Genomic DNA, 23,603 nt, shown 5'->3' on the forward strand with positions numbered 1-23,603 from the left:
AATCCGTGCCAGTCACGTGGAGTACGGATTTCCGATCTGCGCATCCGGCTCCCTGCTGCACATCGTCGCTGCGCCGAACGGGTTCAAGGACCTGTAACAGCCGGTGGTGCCACCTCTTCGAACACCAGTTGGTGTTGATGCCGAGGGGCGTCGCCCCGGTCTGTCCCGGGCACGCCGTCGGCTGTGCCGCCGCGTGTTGACACGGCGCCCAGGAGGGCCTCGCATGGCGGCATGTGTGAAGAGAGTGCTTTAGGAGCATCCGGGTGATGTGCACGCTGTGGTGGAACTGTCCTGGTCCGTCAGGTCTCTTGGGTGGAATCAGCAACGCACCTACTTGGGAGGTTCGTGTGGATTCCTGGCAGCACTCTCCGTCCGCGACGACAGTCGCGCACTTCGTTGTCGACCCGTACCGCTGCCCCGGTGCAGACGCATTCGACGCCGCGGGATCCCCTTCCACCGCGGGTGGCGGACTCGGCGGTGGTGACTGGCCTGCGCCTCCGCCGGCCTGCGACGACGGGCCGATCGGCCTGGCGGCTCCAGACCCGCGTCAGCGCTTGGAAATGTTGCTGCCCCCGGTGGACCGACGCCGCCTGGAGCTGAACGTGGCGTTGACCGCAGCGGGTATCGCCCCGGCGCCCGGTGACCGTCAAGCCATCGAAGCCCTGTCCCTTCTCGACGACGCAACCCACGTCGCCCTTCGGCGGTGGCTGACGGCTACCCACTGAGCCCAGCGAACAGGCACGGGCCACGGCGGGCCTGAGCCCCCTAGAGGATCGCGAACGGCGTCATGGTCGAGCGGCAGGACCAGGGCCGCCCGAACCGCCCGACACCGCAGGAGGGATCTCAGCCCGGTTGGGCGGACCTCAGCGCCGCCAACAGCGCACGGGCGTCCCGGACCGTGGGATGGCCATCACCGAGACGTACGGCGACCTCGTCCACGACGCGTTCGACGTAGGCCGTACCGCCTGCCCCGTCGTAGCCGAGCATGGCGTGGGAGACCTTGAGACGCAGGGCCAGGGGGTGGTCCTCGCCCAGTCGGGAGCGCGCCTCCGCGGCGAAGGCGCCGCATTCCCGCCGTACTTGCTCGGTCGGCTTCGAGCCGCCTTCGCGCTCCCAGGCGAGGACTTGGGCTTCGAGGTCCCGGGCCGCGGTGTCGGGGGTGCGGTCCTCGCGCGGCGTGTCACTGGTGTCGCCGCCCATCGCCGGCCCTGCCGCGACCGTGGTGTCGTCCGGCCCCTCGACCCGAGTGTGAACGAGCGTCTCGAAGTGCCGGGTGGCCGGGAGGGCGGCGTGCTCGCGGATGAGGGTCGTCGCCTCGGCGGGCAGGGGCGGCGGGGCGAACCGTTCCGCCTCCGGTCCGAGGGCTGCCCCCGCCGGGCCGGCCGCGAGGGCGGCAGCGACCGCGGCAGGGGTCGGCCGCAGGCCCGGATCGGCCTGAAGGCACGACCGCACCACTTCCTCCAGTTCGGCCGGCAGACCCGCCAGGTCGGGCGTGCCGTCGCAGATGTTGGTCATCACGGCGAGGACCTTCCTGCCCCAGGGAAGGCGCCCCAGGGCGAGGCAGGCGAGGAGCGTGCCGAGGGAGAACACGTCGCTGGCCGGGGTGAACTGCTCGTGCTCCCGTATCTGTTCCGGCGAGGCGTAGGCGTAGGTACCGGCGAACCCGCTCCGGGGCTCGGTCAGCCGCTCGATCTGCGCGATACCGAAGTCGATGACGCGGGGGCCGTCCTCGGTCAGCAACACGTTCGCGGGCTTGAGGTCGAGGTGCACGATGCCCTCGGCGTGGATGGCGCTGAGCGCGGCGGCAATGCCCGCGCCGATGCCGCGGACGGTGGCGGTGTCCAGGGCGCCGCACCGCTCGGCCACCTCCTGCAGCGAGGGGGCGGCCACGAACGGCACGGCCATCCAGGGGGTCTCGCCGCTCGTGTCGGCCGCGATCACGGGCACGGTGAAGCGGCCACTGACCCTACGGGCCGCCGCCACCTCGTGCGTGAACCCCTCACGGATCGAGGAGTCGGCCGCGTACTCCGCGTGCAGGGTCTTGACGGCCACCATGACGCCGTCCGGATCCTGGCAGAGGTAGACGCGGCCGAACCCGCCCTCCCCGACGCGCTCCAGGACCTCGTAGGAACCGAAGGCCGCCGGATCCTCCACCGTCCGCGCGGACGTGGCCCACCCCACCTGCCGCCACTCCCCCAGGGCCTCGGCTTCGGCATGGACGGCCGTGGCACCGCCCGGGCCGCGCGCCGGCGCGGGTTCCGGCGCCGCCTGCTCGTCATCCACCACGACGATCGACACCTCGTAGGGTGTGCCGTCCCGGAAGGAGTACGCCTCCACGTTCACATTGCCGGCACCCTCGTTGGAGACGTAGACGCCGAGCAGCCCCAGCCGCTCGCACAGAGCGATTTCCTCGGGCCTCGGTCGACGGTCCGCACGGGCGAAGTAGAAGGCGTGGGCCTGGCATCCCTGGTCGGCCACGCGCTGGATCACGCCGAGCCACTGCTCGATGCTCACCTTGTGCGGTTGCGGACCACCGGTTCCGTCGCTGACCGGGAAGACCTGAGTGAGGTGACGGGCGCGGGTTTCACGGGCCAGCAGCCCGAAGGCCGAGGTGGGTGCCGCTTCCACCTGCCGAGCCAGCAGGGTTCCCGCCGTGTCACCGATGTGGAGTGTTGTCCTCCGGGCGGACCGGGCGAGTCCGTCCCGTTGCTCGGACAGCATGTCGTACTCGGGCGAGCCCGGGCCCTCCCCTCGTAGCTCCATGCACGCGAGCACTCGCCCGAAACAGACGACGGCTTCGTCCAGGTCCTCCGTCTGCATGGCCGCCTTCGCCTGCGAGACCAGCGCGCTGAGCCTCTGGTCACTGCCCGCGCCGTACAACTGCTCGCATTTATCGGCGATTTGACCGTACATGCGGCTCGCCCGCGAAAGGTCGCCGCTCCGCTCGATCTCCGCGGCCGCCGCGACCAGGTCCTCCAGGCTGTCGTGCCCCCGCTCGTGACCGAAGGGCAGCCCGCCGGCGAGTTCCGCATAGCGTTGGCGTGCGATACCGGTGAGTGCGTGCCGACCGCCGAGCTCGCCCTCGGCGGTCTTCAGCATCCTGGTGTAGGTGCGCAGCGCGGCGGCGTTGTCGCCGGCCTGCTGCTGCCAGTGGCCCATGTCGCAGAGCAGGTTGAGCGCGGCCTCGGTACGCCCCTCCTGTTCGGCCGAGCGATGCATCTCCTCGTAGCGGCGTACGGCTTCCTCGGCCCGCCCTGCCCGGCCGTGCCAGTGGGCGAGCTGGTGGCGGGCCAGTCCGGTGTCCTGATGCCGGGATCCCTGGAGCCGCTCGCGGTCGCAGAGGAGCTGCGCGAACAGCTGCACCGCGCCCTCCGCGTCGCCCGACTCTCCTGTCCAGTGGGCGAGTTGGTGCTGCAGGGCCAGGGTGGCGGGGTCGTCGGGTCCGGGCGCGGCCGTCGCCCGATCGACCAGTTCGCGATACCGCTTCACCGCCTTGCCGGGCCTGCCCTGCCGGCCGTCCTGCTCGGCCGAGGCACTGCCCTCCCGCAGCCGCGCGAGCACCTCGGCCGCCGGATCACCGGACTCCGGCGTGCCGTCCCGTCGCTTGCCGATCCAACGCATACAGCCCCCGGAGCAGTCGATCGGCCGACATCCCGCCCTGCCGACAGACCGGATGAAGAGCCCGTACACGGCAAAGTACCGTTCCTCAATATTGACATCCTCCCGCCCTAAAGGGCGGGGATTCCTGGCTCACGTTGCATGCGGGCCTGCGGCCCGTCAGGTCCTACACGATCAGCACCAGCCGGGTTGAGACCAGCCCGGACGAGCATCACGCGGGCGGAGTTCTTCTCCCCGGGGGGATGCCGCTCCGCACGCGGTGCACGCATTCTCCGGGCGGACGGCGGGCGGGCGGGTCGGGGGCATGGGCGGGTCAGTGCTGTGGGTCGGGTGGTGGAGTGGTGTGTCGAGGTTTCTCGTCAGGCAGGGCTGAGGACGGTGCGGAACGTCACCGATACCCGTCGGCTGCGGGGGACCCTGGCTCCCGCTCCTGGGTCACTTTCGCGCGCGGCGATGCTGTGGCGCCAGTCGTACCTGGCCGGGCCGGTCATCACGCACAGGCTGCCGGGAGCGAGATATACCCCGACCTTCCTGCCGTCCTTGGGGTGCGTGAAGTCCATGACACAGCCAGAGCCGAGGGAGATCGCGGCGACGACCGGACCGAAACAGGGCACGCAGTCGACGTGAGCGCTGATGCCCTGACCTGGTTCGTATTCATTGATGATGACCTGGTCCGCTCCCTGGTCCATGAATCCCTCCCGGGCCAGGCGCGCTGCCTGGTGGAGCGCCCACGGCGGAAGCGGCGGGGCAGCTGCTGTCGTCCGAGGATCGGCTGTCACGCTGCGCCGACCGTAGTCATACCGGTAGCCGTAGTGCTGGACTCTCCGTCTGAGCTCCGCTGACCATTCCGCAGCCTCGATCTGCGAGAGCATCTCCTGACACGCGTCGGAGTCGAGCCAGTTGGTGATGTAGCGCAGTCCCGGAACCAGGACCGTATTCGCCTCGGCACCCGCGTCGAAGGACAGTTGTCCAGAACCCTCAGCCATGCTCGAAGAGTAACCAGCCCCACGGTCAGGCTGTCCTTGAGGTCAAGGGGGACGCTCGCCGTGCGGCAAGAGGCGCCCGTGGAACACCCCGCCGTTCTCAGGTGAACGTGGCGCTGCGGTTGGCGGCGTCCGGTGCAACGAAGGTGAGAAGTCGCTCGGCCTCGTCGAGCACTGCTGCAGTCTCCGCTTGCGACAGCGGCCGGAACGGGGAGATGCGCAGTACGGAGTCCTTCACCGACCACGTGCCGTGGACGAATCCGTCAACGAGAAAGGTGGGCCGTACCATCGCCTGACCCGGCATCACCCGCTTGCGGTCCGCCTCGCTGATCACTCGGGTACGGTCCGCGTGCCCGAGGAGGAGGTTGTCGAAGGCGGGCAGAAAGCGCACCGGGACCGCCAGGTCCGGGTCGGCGAGCGGCGCGTTGGGAAGGTCGAAGAGCTCCGTGCCCCGGTCGCTGCGGTAGACGCGGAGCTGCGAGCGCAGCCCGTCGACGGTCTCGCGCAGGCGGGTCAGCCCCGACCATGCCTGGATGTCCATCACGCCGGCCGGTCCGAACGCCGCCAGGTAGCGGCAGATCATCGTCTCGACGCGCGGCGCTGCCATCGGTCGGCCGATCCAGTGCTCCGCGAGGGTGATGGCGATGTCGGGGCGGTTGCCCCACGCCCCCCACACTCCGGTGGCCGGGGCGTGCGCCATCGGTACCCGCAGCTCTACCGCCCCCGCGAGCACGCGGCCGTCGCGGCCGGGAAAACGCTCGGCGAGCGACAGGCCGAGCTGCCGCCGGGGCATCGTCTGGCCGGCCAGCAGCTCGCGGCCGGCATCGGCGAGCTCGGCAAGGTCCAAGCCGGCGGTCTGTGCGGCGAAGTACTGCGCCCGCGCGGTGCGGTCCAGGACAGGCTGGACAACCGGCCGCAGCCAGCAAAAGTCGTCACTGCCGGTCAGGTGCTGGGTGCTACGCAGGACCGCGGAGCGCACCACCTTCCGGTCCCGGATCAGTGCCGTCAGGTCGTCGTGACGGAAGTCGGCCAGCCGGGTCCACAGGCCCACGTACGGCCAGTTCGGCTCCTGTCCCTGCAGAGCAACGAGGTGTTCGACGACGTCGAGCGCCGGGCGGGAGGTTGGAGCGGCCAGGAACTGACGCTGGAGCAGTGTTCGGTTCAGCGTGCGGGTGGAGAGCACGGAGGCGTCGGTCATATGGTGCCGAATCTCCTTGGATAGGTAGGGACGTTGCCGGGGCGCGCCGCCCGTCCGCGCGTGACGGGCGACTCCCTTCGAGCCTCAGCCGGCGACCTTTACGGAGACGTTGCCCTGGTAGCTGCCCCCCAATAGGGAGACGAGCGCCTGGGGAGCTGCTGTGATGCCGCCGTCCACGATGGTGTGGGGAAACACGAAGCGGTCCTCGCTCAGCCAGGTGCTGAAGTGCTCGGTCCACGCCGCGATCTGCTCCGGAGTGTGGTGGGTGGAGAACGGCAGGACCTCGATCTCCTTCACGGTCGCCGCAGTGAGGTCCGGCTCGGGGAACCGGTCCTCGTGGTCGCCGATCTGGGTGGCCAGCGCGCCGCAGAGCGCGAAGCGGGCACCCGGCGCCGCCGCTTCGACGGCCGCCTCGAACTGCTCTCCGCCGACGTTGTCGAAGTACACGGTGATGCCCCCGGGGGCGAGTTCCCGCAAGTGAGCGAGGACGGGGCCGTCGTGGTAGTCGAATGCTGCGTCAAAGCCGAGTTCGTCGACGAGGTAGTCGATCTTCGCCTGGCTTCCCGCGCTGCCGATCACCTTCGCGGCACCGCGGCACTTGGCAATCTGCCCGGCCAGCGATCCGACGCCGCCCGCCGCTCCGGAGACGAAGACGACATCGCCGGTTCCGACCTTGGCGATCTCGGCCATCCCGTAGTAGGCGGTGGGCCCCTGGCTGAGGTGGTGGACCGGGCTCGGGAACAGGTCGAGGTCCAACTTGGGGTACTGGTCGGCAGGCCCGGCCGAGTACTCGCACCAGCCGGCCATCGTGCGTACCAGGTCGCCGACGGCCAGATACGCACTGTTGGAGTGCACGACTGTGCCCACCACGCCGCCGCCGATGCGCCGGCCGACCTCCCATGGCGGGATGGGCAGATGGGAGTCGGCCCTCATCATCTCCAGGTAGGCCACCGACAGCCCCAGGTAGTCCGTGCGGACGAGCACTTCCCCCGGGCCCGGTTCGGGCGTCTGCACCTGCACGAGGTCGAAGTTGTCGAGCGCGAGGTCTCCCTTCAGGTGCTTGGCCAGCCGCACTTCCCACATCGTGTCGGGGATCGTCGACATCGTGCTGTCGGTCATGGTTCTCCTCGGTTCAACCAGTCGGCGCAGCGGGCCCGGGCACCTGCCGTTCTTGTGAGACCGACGCTATGAGTCATAGCGGTCACCTTCTGACCTCAATTGCCGCCGTCCAGTGTTCATGGCGAACACAAGCTCACGGCCCCTGCGGCTGCTGTCCCTGCTCCAGACCCACCGGCACTGGCCGGGCGGCGAGCCGGCCGACCGGCTCGGAGTCTCCGCTCGCGCCCTGAACCGCGATGCCCGCAGTGGCGGGCGGCCGGCGCAGATTGTCCAACGTGCGAATGTCCAGAGGCGTAGGAAGACTGGAGCTATGACTAGCAAGGCATTCCTCGAGGGCGGCCCGGATGATCTGCGCGACCGGATCGTTCCGATCACCCCTCCGGGACAAGAGCTGAAGATTCCGCACCGCGGCGGATACGAACACTTCAAGGTCACGTCCCGGCATCAGGACAGCGCTGAGGGACAGTTGCCTGTCTACGAATGGTGGGAACGGACCGAGATCGCGGAGTAGCACCTGGTGAGCAGGGCCTGGTGGATCCGTCTTCTCCGAGCCGCCAGCGGAGCCACACGCGAGCGGGCCGCCGCCCCCATCAGGCAGCCGTGTTGAACGATATGGGCAACGGGCAGTTCACGAAGCCCTGCCACGATGAGGCGGCCGAACTGCTCAACGCCAGGGAACGCATCATGCCTCCATGCCCCGCAGCAGCATGGCGAGCCCCCCGAGGAATTCCTGGTCGGCACCGATGTTCCGCGCGAGCCGCGCGGCCTGTGACATGTGCGGGAACTCCGTCGGGGGCAGTTCCGAGATGGCGACCGTGCCCTCGCCGGCCAGGGACCCGAGGTGTTCGAGCTGGAGAGCCCCGATGACATAGCTGAGCAGACCGCGCAATGCGATGACCCGCCGCTCACCGTCGATACCGGCCTCGGCGAGGATGCCGAGCACCGCCTCCGACCACCGCAGCACGGCGGGAGACCGGTGCCGGTGGGTGAGCGTGAGCGGGATGACCGATGGATGGGCGCCCACGCTGTCGCGCAGGCGCCCGACCATGATCTCGATCCGCTGCTGCCATGACGTGTCCGCAGCAGGCGCCTCGGGGTCGACGGAGGACAGCACGAGTTCGACGACGAGCCCTTCGAGTTCCTCGCGGTCCCTCACGTACCGATAGAGGGCCATCGTGCTCATGCCGAGTTCCTTGGCGACCGCGCGCATCGACAGGGCGGCGAGCCCGTCGCGGTCCAGGACGGCGAGGGCGGCCGAGGCCGGCTCGGTTTGGGTGAGTGAACGTGGGCGCGGCATGACGATTGACAGCGTACGGCATACGCCTACTCTAGTGAGCGTACATCGTACGCCTACGAAGGGTTCTCAGATGCGCAAGACCCGCAGGCCGCGCAACACCCGAAGGCCCATAGAGCCCGGCTCCCTCGTCGCCGCCCGCGACCTCACGCCCGTGAGCGGTCCATCCCTCACCGTTCCCAGCCCCGATCGGCTGATCCATCTGCAGTTCCGGCGCTTCGCCGGCTGCCCCGTCTGCAACCTGCACCTTCGGTCCGTGGTCCGCAGGCACGAGGAGATCGAGGCGGCCGGCGTCCGCGAGGTCGTGGTTTTCCACTCGTCCGCGGACGAACTGCGGAAGTACACGGCCGACCTCCCCTTCGCCGTCGTCGCCGACCCCGGCAAGCGGCTGTACGGCGAGTTCGGTGTGGAGTCCGCACGCCGTGCTCTGCTCAGTCCGCGTGCCTGGGGACCGATCGTCCGGGCGATCCTGCGCAGCACTTGGGAGGTGGTCCGCAGGCGGGAAAACACACCGGCAACCCGGCAGGACGGCGGCCGGCTCGGCCTACCGGCCGACTTTCTGATCGCGGCGGACGGCCGCGTCCTGGCGGCCAAGTACGGCGAGCACGCCTACGACCAGTGGTCGGTGGACGAACTGCTGGACCTGGTGACCCAGCAGAATCCGCCGACACCCGCCCGACGGCCGCCCTCCGACTCACACCCCTGATGCGGCGTCCCCCAGGACGCCGCATCAGTGACACTGTCCGCGCGATGTCGCCCTGTGCCCGCAGAATCTCTCCGCTGACCAGCGACGATCCAGGCACGTATGACCCACCCGGGTGAAAGGCCCAGCAAGGAGTAGTCTTCGCTCCTCCGCGAGCGAGCGGCGGCGGACGTGGGAAGATGGCAGAGCGGAAAAACGACCTCCGGGCGGTCTCCTGACCATGCACATCGAGAGGCACAGCGACGGGCCGACGACTGGTGCCGACGTGGGACGCGACGCGGCGGGCGGCGAGGCGCTGTCACGCGGCCTGCTGTTCATTCCCATCGCCACAGCGCTGCTTCAGGACGACGGACGCATCATTCACTGGAGCGCCGACGCCGAGGTGCTGCTCGGCTACACCGCCGAGGAGGCCGTCGGCGCCTTCGCCTCTCATCTGCTCGTGGACGTGGAACAGCAAGAGCGCGTCATGGACCTCTTCGCCGGCATCCTGGGCGGCGAGGCGTGGTCCGGGGTCTTCCCCGTGAAGCACCGCGACGGCCATTCGGTGAACCTGGAGTTCCGCACCCATCCCATCCCGACCGAGTCCGGTCGGCCCCTCGTCCTCGCCGTGGCATCGGACGTCAGGGAGATCCGCCGCATCGAGTCCGACCTGGCCGTCCTGGACAGCTTCTTCACCCAGTCACCCGTCGGCATGGCCGTCTACGACACGGACCTGCGCTTCGTACGGCTCAACGACGCCCTCGCCCGGATCAACGGCCTGCCCGCGGAGCAGCATCTGGGCCGGCGCATGACCGAGGTGCTGCCGGGGCTCAACGGAGCGGAGATCGAGGCGGTGATGCGGCATGTGCTGGAGACCGGGGAACCGGTCGTCGACGCCAGATCCCACGGCATCACCCCCGCGGACCCCACGAAGGAACGCGCGTGGTCGGCCTCCTACTTCCGGCTGGAGGAACGGACGGGCCGGATCCTCGGGGTGAGCTCCACGATCATTGAGGTCACCGAGCGCTTTCAGGCGGAGTCGCGGGCCGCCACAGCGCGCGAACGGCTGGAAGTGCTCGTCGACGCCACCTCTCGGATCGGAACCACACTCGACCTCGGTCGGACCGCGCAGGAACTGGCCGACACCATGGTCCCCCGGTTGGCCGATGTGAGCGGCGTCTTCGTCCTTGAGCGCCTGCTCACCGGGCAGGAGACGGAATCCTCGGCACCAGGCGGGACGGAGGAGGTCCGCCGCCTCGCGATCGCCAGCTCCGACCCCGGCTATCCGGTACAGGACCTGCCCGTCGGCGCGGTCCACCGGGTGCCGCGGGATTCGCCGTACGCCGAGGCGATGGAGACGCGCCGGACGGTCATCGTGCCCTCGGTGGATCTCCCCCCGCTCGCCCCGACGGAGGCCGCCGAACGGGTCCACGCCTACCAGAGCCAGGTGTCCCGGACGGTGCGGGTGACTCCGCTGGTCGTGCGCGGAGCGGTATTGGGCATGGTCGTGTACTCGCGGCGCGGCGGCACGGACGCGTTCGGCGCGGAGGATGTCACACTGGGTGACGAGTTGACTTCTCGGGCCGCTGTGGCCGTCGACAACGCCCTGCTCTACCGGCGGGAGCACGAGACCGGAGAGTCCCGGCAACAGGCCCTGCGCCAGGCCAACGCCGCCCGTGAGCGGGTTGCGCTGATCAATGCGGCGTCCGCCCGCATCGGCACGACGCTGGACCTGACGCAGACAGCGCGCGAACTGGCCGAAGTCGCCACTCCGACACTCGCCGACACGGTCGTGGTCGAGGTCGTGGACGCTCTGCTGCGCGGTGAGGAGCCCCCCGGCCCGCCCGACCGGTCGGCGCTCCTGCGCCGTCTGGCCTTCCACACCGTCGCCGGTACGGGGATGGTGCCGGTGGCCCCGGTCGGCGACGTCCACCGGTTCCATCCCACCACGCCGTACGCCTGGAGCCTGGCGCACCGTCGGCCCGTGCTGGTGCCGCAACTGGACGACAAGGGCCTGAACTGGTTCAGCGACGATCCGGCCAGGCGCGTCGCGGTGCGCGAGCAGGGTGTCCGCAGCTTCATGGTCGTGCCGCTGATCGCACGCGGCGCCGTGGTCGGAGTGGTCTCGTTCTACCGCAATATCACCGACCGGCCCTACGACGAGGAAGATCTGGCACTCGCCGGAGAGCTGGCGGCCCGGGCCGCGGTCTCGATAGACAACGCCCTGCTCTACACCCGTGAGCGCGACGCGTCCAAGGCCCGCCAGCAGGCGCTGGAGGAAGCCCACACCGCGCAGGAGCGGCTGGCACTGCTCAACGACGCCAGCTCCCGGATCGGGACCACACTCGACCTGCAGCGGACCGCGGAAGAACTGGTGGAACTGGTGATCCCGCGGTTCGCGGACTTCGCCACGGTCGATTTGCTGGAATCGGTCGTCCAGGGCGGAGAGGAGGAGGGCGACCAGACCCCGGCACCGACCGACGGGAGGGTCCTGCTGCGTGCCGTCGCGGTCGGCGAGATCGACGAGGCGGGCATGATCGGCGCGGCCGACGAGGTCGGCGGGACCTCCCGGTCGGCCAAGCTCTACGCCGAGAGCCTGCGCACCGGTCGGTCCATCCTGGTGGCGCAGGTGGACGAGGCCGCCCTGCACCGGATCGTGGCGCACCCCGACCGCGTCCAGCCGGGCCTCGACGCGGGCGTCCACTCGTATCTGATGGTGCCGCTGCTCGCCCGCGGTGTGGTGCTCGGCGGGGCCGAGTTCATCCGGCTGCGCAACCCGGAGCCCTTCACGGTGGCCGATGTGGCGCTCGCCGAGGAGCTGGCGGCCCGCGCCGCGGTGTGCATCGACAACGCGCGGCTCTACCGGCGTGAACGCGACACCGCGCTCACCCTCCAGCGCAGCCTGCTGCCGCAGGAGGTCCACCTCACACCGGGCCTTGAGATCGCCTACCGCTACCTGCCGAGCAGCGTCGTCAGCGAGGTCGGCGGCGACTGGTTCGACGTCGTGCCGCTGTCCTGCGGGCGGGTCGCCCTCATCGTCGGCGACGTGATGGGCCACGGCATCCGCGCAGCCGCCACCATGGGCCAACTGCGCACCGCGGCCCGCACGCTGATCACCTTGGACATATCCCCGGACCGGGTGCTCCGGCGCCTGGACGAGACGGCGTCGGCGATCGGGGACGGGCAGTTCACCACCTGTGTGTGCGCGGTGTTCGATCCCGTCGACCGCAGCTGCATCATCGCCTGCGCCGGCCATCCGCCACCCGTGGTGCAGGACCCGAACGGTTCGACGCGGCTGATCGACCTTCCTCCCGGCGTCCCGCTCGGTGTCGGCGGAGTGGCCTTCGAGAACATGGAGTTCACCCTCCCCGAGGACGGTGTTCTGGTGCTCTACACCGACGGCCTGATCGAACGGCGCGACCGGGACCTGGACGAGGGGATGCTGCTGCTGTCGCAGGTGGTGGCCAATCGCGGCCCCTCCCTGGAGGCGAGCTGCGACGCGGTGCTCGACGCGCTGTCGGCCAAGGACAGCGAGGACGACATCGCCATCATCATGGCGCGGGCGCTGCCGGTACATGACGACTGGATCGCCATGCTGCCGCTGTCCGGCGACATGTCCGTGGTGCGCGAGGCCCGCCAGTTCACCCGGACGAAGCTGCTCTCCTGGGGGCTGCCGTCGCTGTCCGAGGTCTCCGAGCTGCTGGTCAGCGAGCTCGTGAGCAACGCCCTGCTGCACACCGGAATGCCCACCGAGCTACGGCTCTTCCGCGACCGGGTCCTCACGCTCGAAGTGGCCGACACCGACAGCCAGGTGCCCAGGGTGCGCCGCGTCTCCGAGGAGGACGAGGGCGGCCGCGGTATGCATCTGGTCAATGAACTCGCCCACCGCTGGGGCAGCCGCGCCACCCACCACGGCAAGGTGGTCTGGATCGAGTTGGAACTGCCCCTGGGCACCTTCACCCCTGGCGGCGCCTGACCTCGGCTCCGGAAGATATCGTGTTGACATCCTCCCCGCCCTAAAGGGCAGGGATTCCTTTTCAGGTGGCTTGGCCGGTCGTCCGGCTGCCGGGTTCCTGCTTCACGGACCGGCTGATGCCGAGGTCTCCACAGGCCGAGACGGCCAGTCCGGCCGCCTTGATGTTCTTCGCCGCGTTGACGTCCGCATGATCTGCGTTGTCGCATCCGGGGTTCTTGCACCTAAAGACCGCTTGGCTCTCACGGTTGTCTTCGGTGATGAACCCGCAGGCGTGGCAGCGCTGCGAGGTATACGCGGGATTGACCTTGACAACACGGGTGCCCGTGTACCGGGCCGCGTTGGTGAGGGCGAGTTCCAGGCGGTGCCATCCCTTGTCGAGGATCGCCCGGTTCAGGCCACGCTTCTGGGCGACGCGCACGCCCGGAGCAGCCGGGGTGCCCGCAGCAGACTTCGACATGTTCCGGGTCTTGAGATCTTCGAGGACGACGAGGGCGTTCTTCGTCACCAGGAGACGCGCGCTCTGTGCGCAGAAGTCTGCGCGCCGGTCGCTGACCCGGGACATGATCCGGCCCATGGCCGTGACCGTCTTGCGCCGGTTGGCGCTGCCCTTCTTGGTGCGGGCGAGCTGCTGTTGCAGCCGCCGGTATCGGACACTCTCGCCGGCGGTGATGAACGTCCGGTCGAAGAACTCTCCATCGGATGTGACGGCCGCGACCTTCACACCCCGATCGATGCCGACCGCCGTGGACGGCATGGCGTGCCGCTCAGGCGTGACGGCCCGATCGTCCACGAGGATCGACACGAACCAGTGACCGCCCTTACGCGAGAGGGTGGCGGACCTGATCTCACCACCGAGGGGGCGTGACCAGCGGAAGCGAACCCATCCCAGTTTCGGAAGCTTCATCCGGCCCCACCGACGTCCCAGCCGCTCCACGGTGATCATGTTCCCGGCAGGAAACCTGAACGACGGGGACCAGCGGGCCTTCGACCGCCACCGCACTGTGAACGTGCCGTGCTCCCGGCACGCCGTGTCGAGATCCTTCAGTGTCTGCTGCAACACGTGCGACGGTGCATCCTTGAGCCACTCGTGCTCACCCTTGGCGTCGGCCAACTCGGCTGCCTGCGGCACGTAGTTCATCCACCCGCCGCGACGGCGGTACGCACGACGCTGTTCGAGTCCGGTGTTCCACACCGACCGGCAAATATCGGCGAACCCCTGTGCCTGCGCGGCTTGTTCGCCGGTCAGGTCCAAGCGGTACTTCCGTCCGGACAGCATGCGAAACACCCCCCTTTCGACTGGTGTGATCAACGTAGTGCACGCCACTGACAACGGTGCCGACCGTTCGGGCTATCCCCGCCCTGAAGGACGGGGGGCCTCCCCCTGAGTGGTGGACACGCTGATACTGGATCTGCTTGATCCGGAGGAAGCGAGAAGACCGCCGATGGCGATGAAGGACTACTCGGACGAGTTCAAGGCCGATGCCGTGGCCCTGTACGAGTCCACACCCGGTGCGACATATAAGAGCATCGCCGCTGACCTGGGTATCAACCGGGCGACCCTGCGCGAGTGGGTGCTGCGGGACCACGAACGCCGTGGCGTCCCCGCCGCGACTGCGAAGCCGGTCGCCCGACACCGGGCGGCGGTGCCGTCCGCTGATCCGGACGAGCGGGTCCGGCAGCTGGAGGGACGGGTGGCTGAGCTCGAGGCCAGTGAGTGCAAGCTGGCTACCGTCACCCGCTCGATGGGCGCGGCGGCACCAGCGCCGACAGCGCGGCCTGCGAAAGCTTCCACGCATCCCTGAAACGCAAGACCCTCCAGGGCGCCCACGACTACGGCGACGCCGACACCTGCCGCAGGACCGTCGTCACCTGGCTGACCCGCCACAACACCCACTGCCGGCACTCCACCAACGACCACCTCAGCCCCAACGCATACGAACGCCAACACCACACCGCTAAACTCACAACCGCCGCGTGATCAATAACCACGTGCCCACCCTCACGGGGGAAGGCCCGGGTTTGCGCCCGCATTGGGTGATCACGCGACTGGTTGTGGCAGAGCAGCATTGACGTGAGTGCAGCGACGAGGAGCATCGCGCGGTGAAGTCCGTAGCGAATTCGAGGCATTGGGGGGTGCTGCGGTGGTGTCGAAACGTGTCAGCGTCGTGGGAGCGGGGATCGTCGGTCTGAGCGTCGCGCATGATCTGGCCCTGCGCGGCCATGCCGTCACGGTGATCGCTCATCAGCGGGCGGAGGAGAGCGTGTCCAGCGTCGCGGCGGCCGTGTGGTTTCCCTACCGGAGCGGGACATCGCCGTCGCTCATGGGCTGGTTGCTGGGAGCCCGCGAGCGTTTCGAGCAGCTTTCCACCGACCGTGCCACCGGTGTCGATCTCCGGGACGGCCTCGTGGTCGAGCGACACGTCGGGGCGGATCGCTCATGGACCGACGCGGTCCCTCACCACCACGAGGCCGCAGCGGACGAGCTGCCCGCTGGGGCGGTGGCGGGGGTGCGGGCGACCGTGCCCGTCGTATCCATGCCGCACTACCTTCCGTGGCTGGAGAAGCGCTGCACGGGCCTCGGGGTGACGTTCATCAAGCGCAAGGTCACTTCCGTCGAAGACGTCGCCGGCGATGCTGACCTGGTTGTCGTCGCCGCCGGGATGGGTTCCGGTGTCCTCCTCGACGACGATTCGATGTATCCCGTCCAAGGGCAGATCGTCCGCCTTGCCAACCCGGGAATCACCGAGTGGATCACTGACACCGAAAACCCCGAGGGCCTCACCTACATCGTTCCCCGTCGTGAAGACATCGTCTGCGGCGGCGTGGCGCAGGTCGGTTCATGGGCGACGGAACCCGTGGCCGAGATCGAGCAGGCGATCCTTCGCCGCGTGGTCTCCCTCATGCCCGCGCTGGGCGGGCTGCCCGTTCTCTCGCGCGCCACTGGGCTCCGCCCGGCTCGGGACACCATTCGCCTGGAACACGTCGATGGTTTTCCCGTCCCCGTGATTGCCTGTTACGGCCATGGCGGTGCGGGTGTCACTCTGTCGTGGGGCTGCGCCGAGGCCGTCGCGGACCTCGCCGATCGGATCTGAACTCACCCTGCTCGCGCACCCGTCCTCGTCCGCGGGGGCGGCAGAGTCCACCGCCCGGACGCTGAGGTCAGCCCGGGTTGACCGTGGGGGCGGGAGGAGTCCAGCGGCGAGTGCGGGAAAGGGTGGAGGAGACGCCGAAGTCCTTCTTGAGCTGCTCCGGGATGGAGTAGTGCATGACCCGGCCGCGGGTGAGGGACGACAGTTCGAGGATGGTCGTGAGGTGCCCGAGACGGTCCAGTGCCCACGCACCGACCGGGGACCGGTCCTCAAGGGACTCCAGGGCACCGAGCAGGTGGGGCACGGTCTTGACCACGGTGTCCCAGGCGGTGCGCGGCACGTCCAGCCAGTCCGCGCAGGTGTCGCCGATGAGATGGCGGATCAGCGCCGAGACGATCGGGTCGAAGAAGGTGCCGGGGACCACTTCTTCATAGAGGTCGATCAGCTGCCGGGTGAGGTGGGCGCCCTCCTCGCTGGGTCCCATGTGCCGGGCCATGTACAGGTCCAGGAACTGCCGGGCGGAGTCGAGATCCGCGGGCACGTGGTCCTGATCGACGCCGAGCATCGCGCCGACCACGCGCCACGCGTAGAAGTAGGCTTCGGCGCCGTCGACACTCATGTGGATGTTCAGCCGGTGCAAGGTGTCCAGCACGAGCAGGGAGAAGAACATCTGCCCGCCGATCATGTCTTCCTGGCAGATCGGCGTCCCCAGCGTCCCGGTGTCCCAGCGGTCCTCCCGCCGCAGGTGGTGGCGGATGGAGGCGTGCAGCAGGCGGACCTTCTGGGCGGCGGGGATGAAGCGGCCGCCGGCCTCGAACGCGTCGGGCTGCATGAGGTAGACGGTGAACTGCCCGGTCTCCGCCATGCGCTTGGAGGGGTACTGCAGCGAGTGCGTGGCCGACAGCAGCTTTGCCACGTGCGGGACGACGTAGCAGGCGGGCATGGAGGCGAAGGACAGGGCGGTGGAAATGTGCACGTTGTTGTCGATGAAGAACAGCCGTGCCTTCTCCATCTCGCCCCAGTCGACCCACGCGGGGGGCGTGCTCGTCACGTGCAGGTACTCCAGCGCCACCTCGGGCAGTCCGTCGGGCAATGGGCTCCCCGTGGTGGACACGCAGCGCATGAGGGCGTTGAACTTGGCGACCTCCCCACGCTCGAACAACGTGGCCACGGTGGCGTCGGCGAGTTCGTCGCCCGCCTGCCGCAGCGCGTTCATCGACGACTCTGTGCGGATCATCATCGGCCCCTTGTCTCATGGCGGAACAGGTACGGGACGCACGCAGGCCCGGCAGAGCGCGTTACTGCCCGCCGGGCGTGGTGCGGGTTCAGCGGCAGCGGGCGCTCGCGGAACGCGCCAGGGTGGCCAGGGCCCGCTGGGCGTACTCAGGGATGTGCATCTCGTGCAGGGCGCGCGTGGCTTCCTCGACGCGCATACGGATCATCTGCTCGATCCGGTCGGGCGCCTTCAGCCGGCTCATCACCTCGCGCACCGCCTCCAGGCCGTCCGCGCCGACGTCCCGCCGCCCCAACAGGCCGCTCAACTGCTCCCGTTCCCTGTCGTTGGCCAGCCGCCAGGTCTCCGCGAGCAAGGCAGTCGGCCGATGGGCGCGCAGATCGTCCAGGCCGTCCTTGCCGGTGCGGGCCGGATCGCCGTACAGGCCGAGCAGGTCGTCACGCAGCTGGAACGCCTCGCCCAGCGGCAGCCCGTAGGACGAATAGCCCTCCCGCAGTCGCTCGCCGGCGCCGGCCAGGACACCGCCGATGAGCAGCGGCTGCTCGACGGTGTACTTCGCGGTCTTGTACCGGATCACCTTCAGCGACTCATCGGTGTCCGGGACCGCGCCGGTGCGCAGGATCTCCAGGCACTCTCCGGCGACCAGCTCACGGGCGAGAGCCGCCCACAGCGGACGGGCCCGGGCAAGATAGGCGGCGGGCAGGCCGCTGGTGACGAACAGCTGCCCGGCCAGCGACATCAGCAGATCACCCACCAGCATCGCCAGCGAACGAGCCGCGCTCCTCGCTTGGGGCCGGGAGCGCAGTGCCGTGCCCAGAGCGACGTGCGCGGTGGGTCTGCCGTGCCTCAACGGGCTGTCGTCGATGATGTCGTCGTGCACCACTGCGGCCGCGTGCACCAATTCCATGGATGCCGCCGCCCGCACGAGCGCGTCGCTGTCCGGCTGACCCGCCGCCCGCCAGCCCCAGTAACAGAACGCCGCCCGGAGCCGCTTGCCGTCGGCCACCGCCGCCTCCAACTGGTCTGCGATCGGGCGAAGATCAGAGTCGATGGTGAGCAGCTCGTCGGCCTCTCGCGCCACGAATCCCGTCAGTACCTCGTCGATGCGGGCCTTGAACGCGGCCGCCTCGTACCGGTCAGACATCGATGCCGGCGGCCCGGCGCGCTACGGCGTGCTGCGCGAGCACCTCCAAGTAGGCGGGCGGCACCGCCGCGTACCGGTCGACCACCAGTCGGCCGCGCGCTGTGAGGTCGTGTTTCGCGTCAGCGGCAAGTTCGGGCATGTCCGACCGGCCGAGCAGCGTCCGGAGGGTGTTCGCGGCGGAACCGAGTGTCTCCGCCGCCAGGTCGGCCAGCCCCGCCAGCAGCAGAACCGCCTGCTCCCCCGGGCCGACGGCGTTTCCAGCTTGGGCCATGCTCTCCCCCTGTAGGCACAGTGCTCGGGCGGTGTGGTCGATGTCGCCCTGTGTGAGCGTGGGGCTTTCGAGGTCCCTGCGGCTGAGGAACTCACGAACGAGTGACAGATCCCATGACGCACCGAGTCTCCGGCCGGACCTCGTCCGGCAAGCCCATGGCGGACGCGTGCGGATACTTTCTGTGACGGTCCGCTCTCATCGCGCGATCAGCCCTTGCAGGCGAAGAGGGCGCGAGTGTTATTCAATGGGTGTGCGTAGGGGATCTCGGGGCTTCACCGCACGAGAGACTCGAGTACGCCTCCGGTCATGTGCCGGGGTCGGCGAGCGAGCTGAGAGAGCCGCATGGACTCCACATCATCCCCCTTGCCCTCGTCGCCGTTCGAGCAGGTCAGCCGTGCCTTGGGGGAATACATTCCGCGGGACGGACCGGCAGCGGCAGCCGATCCCGCCGCCCCGCAGGGGGGCGACCGCTCCGTTCCTCAGTCCAAAAACGGAGACCGCGCGACCACCGGACAGGAGCAGATCCTCGGCGCCGTCAACCTGGACCGGGATCTGCGCATCACTCGCTGCAATCTGGACGCCCCCGCCTTCGAGGGGCTGAGGGTCACGCTCGGAGGGGTGTTCGCCGATCTGTTGCCTCCCGGAGACATACCGACGGTCACGAGGCGGTTGCGGCAGGTCATCGAGACGGGGGAGGCGCACGTCGCCCGGGTCCAGCGCCTGCGGCGGGACGACGGGTCGGAGCTGGTGGTCTCCATGAGCATCCTGCCCGCCGCGGCGCCCCAGGAGGGCCTGACCGTCTCCTTGATCGCCATGGCCAAGAGGCTGCATCTGTACGCTTCCGAGACCGCCATCGGGACGTCGCTGGACATCGGCGAGACGGCGCAGTCCCTGGCCCAGTCCTTGCTGGTCTGGGGAGACGTGGCCGCCGTCGACCTCGATTACGCCGTGTGGACGGGCGAGGCCGTGACCGACCAGGCGCAGGGGCGCATCCGGCTGCGGCGGGCGGCTCTGATGCCGGACAGGGCGTGGCCGGAGGGCTATCTGACTCCCGGCGACAACCTTCCCAGCGAGGCGAGCCGTCTGCTGTCCCTCGCGGTCAAGCGTGACGATGTCGCGCAGGCCCTCGTCATTCCGGATCGGGAGGCGATCGAGCGGGCGCTCGGCGATCCGCGACTGGTGCGTGCTCTGGTCCCCGTCGACCGGCCGGCGAGTGTGGCGTGCATACCGCTGGTCCTGGAAGGCTCCGAAGGCGCGCCGCCCATCGTGCTGGGCGTGGCGGAAGTCTGGCGGCGGCCGGACCGTCCCTTCCACGACAGCGAGTTGCTCGATCTGCAGGAGCTGGTGGCCAGGACCGCCCACCACGTCGATCTGGCCCGCCAGCACCAGCGTGAGCACGCCCAAGTACTGGCGCTGCAGCGCCGGCTGCTGCCGCGCGCCGGCAGCGACACCATCGAGGTCGCCAGCGTCTACCAGCCCACCACCCCCGACAGCGCGGGCGTCGGCGGGGATTGGGTGAACAGCTTTCCCCTGCCGGACGGCCGTACCGCCCTCGTGGTCGGTGATGTTGTCGGGCATGGCCTGGGGGCCGCGGCAGCCATGGGCCAGTTGAGCATGGAGGCCCGGGCGCTGCTGTCGGCGGGGCTGGCGCCCGATGAGGTGCTGGCGCATCTGGACGAGACCGTCACGCTCCTGGACGACGCGGAGGCCGGCCTGGCGGCCGGCTACAGCGCGCTCGGGTCGACATGCTGCATCGCGGTCTACGATCCGGTCAGTCATCAGGTGGTCACGTCCAGCGCGGGCCACCTCCCGCCGATCCTCGTCCTTGCCGACGGGTCCGCCAGGACTCTCGCGGCCCACCCCCATCCTGGCCTGGGTACCGCATTCGCCTTGCGGGAGCCGTTCGACGTGCACACTTTCGACGCACCCCCCGGGTCGTTGCTCGCCCTCTACACCGACGGCCTGGTGGAGGATCCGGCGGTCTCGATCGACGAAGGCATCGACAGGTTGACGGACGCGGTGAGCAAGGTGCATCCCTGGGACGACCTGCAGCAGGCGGCAAGGAGCCTGGTGGTCGAGCTCGCCTCGCGAAGCCGCCTGCGCGACGACGTGACCTTGTTGCTCGCCCGCATGGCCGGGCGTCGTAAACGGGACACCGTGGCCTGGCGCCTGCCGGCTCGCGACGACGCCGCTGCCCGGGCGCGCACGCTGGCTTCTGCCGTCCTACGGCAATGGCACGCCAAGAACGACCCGCGCGACAGCGCGCTGCTGGTGATCAGCGAGCTGGTCACCAACGCTGTCCGCTTCGCCACCGGGCCCATCACGGTGCGGCTGATCAAAACCGGTCACAGCCTGTTGTGTGAGGTAGGTGACACCAGCAACGGCCGGCCGCGGCTGAGTCGCGGTGGCTTGCTCGACGACAGCGGGCGCGGTCTGCGCGTCGTCCACAAGCTCACCACTCGCTGGGGTGTGCGGTGGACCGACACCGGCAAGGTCGTGTGGGCAGAACTGGCCAGGTAGCGCACCGGAGAGTACGAGCGGCGCGGTAGCGCTAGAGCCACTCTCCCTCCACGGCCGTGGCCGTGAGTCCCGGCGCCGCCGCGTACAGCACGGTACGGCTGCCCGCGTTCTGGCCGGCGTCGTGCGCGCGTCGCAGGATGTCGAACACGGCCGCACCGCCGCGGTTGCCGCTGGTGTAGCTGTCGCGGCTGTAGGCCAGAACCTCGGTCGGCCACCCGTCGGGCATCGTCTGTTCCATGTACTCCAGCACGCGGGTCCCGCCGGGGTGCGCGAGCAGAAGATCGGGATGCCAGGGGTTGGCGTCGTCCTGGTGGCGGCGGCGCAGCCACTCCCACATCGCGACGACCGTGTCCTGTACGGCGCGCGGCCCGCGCCGGTCCATGACGAAATGCGTGCCGTCGGCACGGGTGTCTAGCCGGTGCAGGTCCCGGGTACCGGGCAGGGTGTGGTGCCAGGCCGCGTCCAGCCGCAGCACCGACTGCGGCCTGGGACGGCCGGTGACCACCGCGGCGACGGCGGTGTCCGCGAACAGCAGCCGGACGATCAAGGATTCCAGCGTGTCGTCCGCGGGCTGGTAGGTGGTGCTCAGCGCCTCCGCTATCACGACCAGAACCACCCGGTCGGGGTCCGCGGCCACCAGGTCGGCCGCCAGCGCGAGGGAGCGGGTCCCTGCGATGCACGCCCACTGCGTGGCCGGGAGGAGAAGCACGTCATCGCGGAGCGACAGCCGGTCGGCCAGCGCTATGTCCAGTCCCGGCAAGGCCGGGGTGGTCGAGTGGCTGGTGATCAGGCAGTCGACGTCGGCGGCGTCCAGCCCTGCGATCTGCAGTGCGCCTCGCGCGGCCCGCTCCCCGTACGCCTGCACGGCTTCCCAGGCAGGCGCGGTGCGCTCCTGCACGGTCTGCGGCGCCGGTATCGCCTCGAGTGCGGTGATCGCGCGGTCCACTTCCTGCTCGGTGAATCCGTCGCGGATCAGTGCCTGCCGGGCCGGTGCGATGCCCGGGGTCCGCAGGCCGCTCCCGTTGCTGGGCGCGACGGCGGTGGCCAACGGCAGCATCCACCCGCGGGAAGCGATGCCGGTACTGGCCGCGATGCCGTCGATCCGCGGCAGCCACGGCGCGCGGGGGTGCCGGTCGCGCACTTCCGCCACGATCTGGCTGGTCTCCACGGCGTGCTCGCCGTGTATCACTGCAGGAGGGCACAGATAAGCGGTCACAGTACGCACCTTTCTACGCAGGACTGTCGAATGCTACGAAGCATATGAAATGGGTCACTTCGTCAGTTCGTGGTCAAGTAAGTGCCATTGCACTCCACTTCGGCAGTTATATACCTTTTTCGGGCACATGAGCCTGTGAGAAGTCTCTCTGTGGTCCACGCCACTCCGAGAACTCCAAGATCGCCCGGGTGCTCAGGCCGACAACACCGTCTCTCGCCGACCACCTCGGCAGGTCCTCACGGACGTCGCCGGCGTCCCGGGTGGGCCATTCGGCAGCCGCAGCAGCCTTGTTGCCACAGGAGAGCGACAATCCCGCCGCGCCACACTGCGATTCGCCGTCTGACCCGTCCTGAGCTGCGCATTCATGCGACTCTTCGAGATGGGTGACACCCGATCCCGGTGGTTGACACCATCCCGGGAAACCCCGAAGTCGTATGGGATTTCTGCCCTGCCCGTTCCCGCGGCCCGCACAGCGCTAGCGTTGGGGCCCATGATCGTATGGCTGAACGGCACCCACGGAGCAGGCAAGACGACGACCAGTGCACTCGTGCAGCAGCTGATCCCGGATTCACGGGTGTTCGACGCCGAGAAGGTCGGCGAGACACTCATGGACATCGCGCCAGGGCTGCCCGCGACGGACAACTTCCAGCACTGGCCGCCGTGGCGGCCACTCGTGGTCGAGACCGCCCGCCGCGTACTCGACTACACCGGCGGCACTCTGGTGATGCCCATGACTGTCCTGGTCGAGGAGTACTGGCGCGAGATCAGCACGGGCCTCGCCCACCACGCCATTCCGATACGGCACTTCGTCCTCCACGCCGACCAGGACACCCTCCGCGGGCGCATCGAGGGGGACACGCTTCTTGGCCCCTCCCCATTCCGTCTCAAATACCTTGAGCCCTACGCCGAGGCCGCCCGCACGTGGCTACACGACGAGGCCCAGGTCGTCGACACCACACACCTCACCCCCGCCCAGGCCGCCCTGCAGATCGCAGAGGCAGTCAAGAGTTGAGGCCCGCCCGCCACGACAGGGTGCGCTCGTGCCGGCCGTCGTTGTCCCTGCGGGCAATGGGTCACCCCCAACCATGTTGGACTGATTGCGTGTACCCGGTCACTTGCGGTGCCGGCGGCTTCTACAGTGCTTGCTATCGGTAGCGGCGCGAACGGGGCGGTGCGATGTGGCGCGCGTGGTAGCGGTGCACGGGGTCGGCAAGCAACTCTTCGGGGAGGACAGCCTGTTGGCGTACCTGACAGATGCC

At 69.3% G+C, this 23,603-nt stretch carries 17 protein-coding genes and 2 pseudogenes; 8 read left to right on the forward strand and 11 right to left on the reverse strand.

Going from position 1 to position 23,603, the window contains the following annotated elements:
• Positions 1-843 precede the first annotated feature (843 nt).
• The 5 genes and pseudogenes from AC07DC_RS34330 to AC07DC_RS34350 all read right to left on the reverse strand — a co-directional run bounded on the left by AC07DC_RS34330 (position 844) and on the right by AC07DC_RS34350 (position 6,918).
• On the reverse strand, positions 844-3,621 hold the full coding sequence (locus AC07DC_RS34330; protein WP_478918418.1) for a protein kinase domain-containing protein: 2,778 nt from the start codon (positions 3,619-3,621) through the stop codon (positions 844-846).
• A 107-nt stretch (positions 3,622-3,728) separates the two neighbouring features.
• A pseudogene (locus AC07DC_RS34335) lies at positions 3,729-3,957 on the reverse strand (RNA-guided endonuclease TnpB family protein); the annotation flags it as partial.
• Between the two features lie 20 nt (positions 3,958-3,977).
• Complete coding sequence (locus AC07DC_RS34340) at positions 3,978-4,604, reverse strand: alpha-ketoglutarate-dependent dioxygenase AlkB (protein ID WP_478918419.1); 627 nt, start codon at positions 4,602-4,604, stop codon at positions 3,978-3,980.
• 97 nt (positions 4,605-4,701) lie between these two features.
• On the reverse strand, positions 4,702-5,799 hold the full coding sequence (locus tag AC07DC_RS34345; RefSeq protein WP_478918420.1) for a winged helix DNA-binding domain-containing protein: 1,098 nt from the start codon (positions 5,797-5,799) through the stop codon (positions 4,702-4,704).
• Positions 5,800-5,883: 84 nt separating this feature from the next.
• Positions 5,884-6,918, reverse strand: coding sequence for an MDR family NADP-dependent oxidoreductase (locus tag AC07DC_RS34350; RefSeq protein ID WP_478918421.1), 1,035 nt, complete (start codon positions 6,916-6,918; stop codon positions 5,884-5,886).
• 118 nt (positions 6,919-7,036) lie between these two features.
• Between AC07DC_RS34350 and AC07DC_RS34355 the strand changes: the two are divergent.
• Positions 7,037-7,156, forward strand: a pseudogene (locus AC07DC_RS34355) (transcriptional regulator); the annotation flags it as partial.
• Between the two features lie 72 nt (positions 7,157-7,228).
• On the forward strand, positions 7,229-7,429 hold the full coding sequence (locus AC07DC_RS34360; RefSeq protein WP_478918546.1) for a DUF5988 family protein: 201 nt from the start codon (positions 7,229-7,231) through the stop codon (positions 7,427-7,429).
• A 171-nt stretch (positions 7,430-7,600) separates the two neighbouring features.
• Here the strand turns inward: AC07DC_RS34360 and AC07DC_RS34365 are convergent, their stop codons facing one another.
• Positions 7,601-8,215 (reverse strand): TetR/AcrR family transcriptional regulator, encoded by a 615-nt coding sequence (locus AC07DC_RS34365; RefSeq protein WP_478918422.1) that lies wholly within the window; start codon positions 8,213-8,215, stop codon positions 7,601-7,603.
• 70 nt (positions 8,216-8,285) lie between these two features.
• On the opposite strand from AC07DC_RS34365, the gene AC07DC_RS34370 reads away from it, so the two are divergent.
• Together AC07DC_RS34370 and AC07DC_RS34375 are read left to right on the forward strand one after the other, a co-directional pair.
• Positions 8,286-8,918 carry a peroxiredoxin-like family protein gene (locus AC07DC_RS34370; RefSeq protein ID WP_478918423.1) on the forward strand — a complete coding sequence of 211 codons (633 nt, stop codon included), beginning with the start codon at positions 8,286-8,288 and terminating at the stop codon, positions 8,916-8,918.
• 217 nt (positions 8,919-9,135) lie between these two features.
• Positions 9,136-12,870, forward strand: coding sequence for a SpoIIE family protein phosphatase (locus AC07DC_RS34375; protein WP_478918424.1), 3,735 nt, complete (start codon positions 9,136-9,138; stop codon positions 12,868-12,870).
• A 61-nt stretch (positions 12,871-12,931) separates the two neighbouring features.
• Here the strand turns inward: AC07DC_RS34375 and AC07DC_RS34380 are convergent, their stop codons facing one another.
• Positions 12,932-14,146 carry an RNA-guided endonuclease InsQ/TnpB family protein gene (locus AC07DC_RS34380; RefSeq protein WP_478918425.1) on the reverse strand — a complete coding sequence of 405 codons (1,215 nt, stop codon included), beginning with the start codon at positions 14,144-14,146 and terminating at the stop codon, positions 12,932-12,934.
• 109 nt (positions 14,147-14,255) lie between these two features.
• On the opposite strand from AC07DC_RS34380, the gene AC07DC_RS34385 reads away from it, so the two are divergent.
• On the forward strand, positions 14,256-14,672 hold the full coding sequence (locus AC07DC_RS34385; protein ID WP_478918426.1) for a transposase: 417 nt from the start codon (positions 14,256-14,258) through the stop codon (positions 14,670-14,672).
• Between the two features lie 342 nt (positions 14,673-15,014).
• Entirely contained in the window at positions 15,015-15,962 is a 948-nt protein-coding gene (locus AC07DC_RS34390) for an FAD-dependent oxidoreductase (protein WP_478918427.1), read from the forward strand.
• A gap of 67 nt (positions 15,963-16,029) precedes the next feature.
• On the opposite strand, the gene AC07DC_RS34395 is transcribed toward AC07DC_RS34390, so the two are convergent.
• The 3 genes from AC07DC_RS34395 to AC07DC_RS34405 form a co-directional block, all read right to left on the reverse strand.
• Positions 16,030-17,196: an oxygenase MpaB family protein gene (locus AC07DC_RS34395; protein WP_478918547.1), complete on the reverse strand. Its 1,167-nt coding sequence runs from the start codon at positions 17,194-17,196 to the stop codon at positions 16,030-16,032.
• 88 nt (positions 17,197-17,284) lie between these two features.
• Complete coding sequence (locus tag AC07DC_RS34400) at positions 17,285-18,337, reverse strand: polyprenyl synthetase family protein (protein ID WP_478918428.1); 1,053 nt, start codon at positions 18,335-18,337, stop codon at positions 17,285-17,287.
• Complete coding sequence (locus AC07DC_RS34405; RefSeq protein ID WP_478918429.1) at positions 18,330-18,608, reverse strand: polyprenyl synthetase; 279 nt, start codon at positions 18,606-18,608, stop codon at positions 18,330-18,332. Before AC07DC_RS34405 ends, AC07DC_RS34400 begins: the two co-directional genes overlap by 8 nt.
• Before the next feature lie 342 nt (positions 18,609-18,950).
• Here AC07DC_RS34405 and AC07DC_RS34410 point away from each other — a divergent pair, with 342 nt between their 5' ends.
• Positions 18,951-21,128 (forward strand): SpoIIE family protein phosphatase, encoded by a 2,178-nt coding sequence (locus tag AC07DC_RS34410; RefSeq protein ID WP_478918430.1) that lies wholly within the window; start codon positions 18,951-18,953, stop codon positions 21,126-21,128.
• Between the two features lie 31 nt (positions 21,129-21,159).
• On the opposite strand, the gene AC07DC_RS34415 is transcribed toward AC07DC_RS34410, so the two are convergent.
• Positions 21,160-22,344 (reverse strand): beta-ketoacyl-[acyl-carrier-protein] synthase family protein, encoded by a 1,185-nt coding sequence (locus AC07DC_RS34415; RefSeq protein WP_478918431.1) that lies wholly within the window; start codon positions 22,342-22,344, stop codon positions 21,160-21,162.
• Positions 22,345-22,834: 490 nt separating this feature from the next.
• On the opposite strand from AC07DC_RS34415, the gene AC07DC_RS34420 reads away from it, so the two are divergent.
• Positions 22,835-23,356, forward strand: coding sequence for a P-loop nucleotide/nucleoside kinase family protein (locus AC07DC_RS34420; RefSeq protein ID WP_478918432.1), 522 nt, complete (start codon positions 22,835-22,837; stop codon positions 23,354-23,356).
• Positions 23,357-23,603: the final 247 nt, after the last annotated feature.

The organism is Streptomyces sp. NPDC045021 (assembly GCF_056432645.1).